The sequence below is a fragment of the Caballeronia sordidicola genome (assembly GCF_002220365.1).
In the GTDB taxonomy this organism is placed as follows: Bacteria; Pseudomonadota; Gammaproteobacteria; order Burkholderiales; family Burkholderiaceae; genus Caballeronia; species Caballeronia sordidicola_C.
This window is the reverse complement of record NZ_MTHB01000174.1, coordinates 1-2301: the sequence shown is the minus strand read 5'-3', so window position 1 is coordinate 2301 and position 2301 is coordinate 1. Positions and strand designations below refer to the sequence as shown.

The window sequence follows — 2301 nt, the reverse complement described above, 5'->3', positions numbered from 1 at the left end:
GCGCCGGCTGCGCCTTCGATCACGCAAGTGCTGGACTCAGTGGGCGCTATCACAGGTCCGGTAGCGAAAAACGGCACGACCGACGACAACGATCCGGTAATCAGCGGCAAGGGCGTCGCAGGCGACGTCGTGCACGTGATGGACAACGGCAAGGAAATTGGCTCGACCACGGTGAGCGGCACGGGCGACTGGTCGTTCAAGCCGGCGACCAAGCTGACTGATGGTGCGCATGACATCACCGCAACGCAGGCCAACCCGGCCACGGGCAAGTTGAGCTTGCCGTCAGGCGATTGGCCCTTCAACGTGGATACCGGCGCAGTTCCCGTACCGACTATTAGTGGTGTGACGGACAATGTTGGCCCGGTCACGGGACCGGTCGCTGTCAACGGTACGACCGACGACAACGATCCGGTGATTGCTGGTAAGGGCGTGGCGGGTGACATCGTGCACGTAATGGACAAGGGCGCTGAAATTGGCTCGACCACAGTGATGCCGTCGGGCGACTGGTCGTTCAAGCCGACCATTCCGCTGGCTGACGGTGCGCATGACATTACGGCTACGCAAACGAACCCGACTACGGGCGCAACGAGCCTGCCTTCGGGTGACTTCCCGTTCAAGGTTGACACCAGCGTTCCGCCGGCGCCGAGCATTGGCTCGGTGACGGACAACGTTGGCCCAATCCAGGGCCCCGTTCCGGCACATGGTACGACCGACGACAACGATCCGGTGATCGCAGGCAAGGGCGTGGCGGGCGACGTCGTGCACGTGATGGACAACGGCAAGGAAATTGGCTCGACCACGGTGGATCAGGGGGGCAACTGGTCGTTCAAGCCAACCGTTCCGCTGGCCGACGGTGCGCATGACGTTACGGCTACGCAGTCGAACCCGGCTACGGGCGCAACCAGCGGCCCCTCGCAGGACTTCCCTTTCAACGTTGACACGACCGCGCCGAATCCGCCGCGGATCGTTCAAGTGCTCGACGACGTAGGCGCCATCACGGGCCCGGTCGCGAAGTGGGGCACGACGGACGACAACGATCCGGTGATCAACGGCAAGGGTGCGCCGGGCGCCGTTGTGCACGTGATGGACAACGATGTTGAGATCGGAAGCACGACGGTAGATGGTTCGGGCGACTGGTCGTTCAAGCCTCCGGTCAAGCTTAACGATGGGACGCACGATATCACCGCGACGCAGGCAAACCCTGCGACCGGCAAGTTGAGCGGAGAGTCGGCCGATTGGCCTTTCACAGTGGATACCTCCGTTCCTGTCCCCGTCGCACCCACCATAACCGGTGTGACTGACAATGTCGGCCCCATCCAAGGCTTGATTCCGGCACATGGTACGACTGACGACAACGATCCGGTCATTACTGGCAAGGGCGTGGCGGGCGACGTCGTGCACGTGATGGACAAGGGCGTTGAAATTGGCTCGACCACAGTGACGCCGTCGGGCGACTGGTCGTTCAAGCCGACCATTCCGCTGGCTGACGGTGCGCATGACATTACGGCTACGCAAACGAACCCGGCAGGGGGCGCAACGAGCCTGCCCTCGGCTGACTTCCCGTTCAATGTTGACACGACCGCGCCGGCTGCCCCCACGATCACGCAGGTGCTGGATGCAGTGGGCGCTGTCACGGGTCCGGTAGCGAAAAATGGCTCGACCGACGACAACGATCCAGTAATCAGCGGCAAGGGCGTTGCAGGCGACGTCGTGCACGTGATGGACAAGGGCGTTGAAATTGGATCGACCACGGTGACGCCGTCGGGTGACTGGTCATTCAAGCCGGCCATCCCGCTGGCTGACGGTGCGCATGACATCACCGCAACGCAGGCAAACCCGGCTACGGGCAAGGTAAGCTTGCCGTCAGGTGATTGGCCGTTCAACGTCGACACTAGCGTTCCGGCAGCACCGACTATCAGCGGCGTGACGGATAACGTTGGCCCAATCCAGGGCCCCGTTCCGGCACATGGCACGACCGACGACAACGATCCGGTGATCGCAGGCAAGGGTGTGCCGGGTGACATCGTGCACGTGCTGGATAACGGCGTTGATATTGGTTCGACCACGGTGAACCCGTCGGGCGACTGGACGTTCAAGCCGACGGTTCCGCTGGCGGATGGTCCGCATGACATAACCGCTGAGCAGTCGAACCCGGCTACGGGCGCAACCAGCGGCCCCTCGCAGGACTTCCCGTTCAATGTTGACACGACCACGCCGGTAGCGCCTTCGATCACGCAGGTGCTGGATGCGGTGGGTGCTGTTACAGGTCCGGTTCCGAAGAACGGTTCGACCGACGACAAC

General features: G+C 62.7%; 1 protein-coding gene. It reads left to right on the top strand.

What is annotated here, in order from left to right; translation table 11 throughout:
* Positions 1 to 2301: Ig-like domain-containing protein (locus tag BSU04_RS25525; protein ID WP_256983288.1), on the top strand; the 2301-nt coding region annotated here is incomplete at both ends.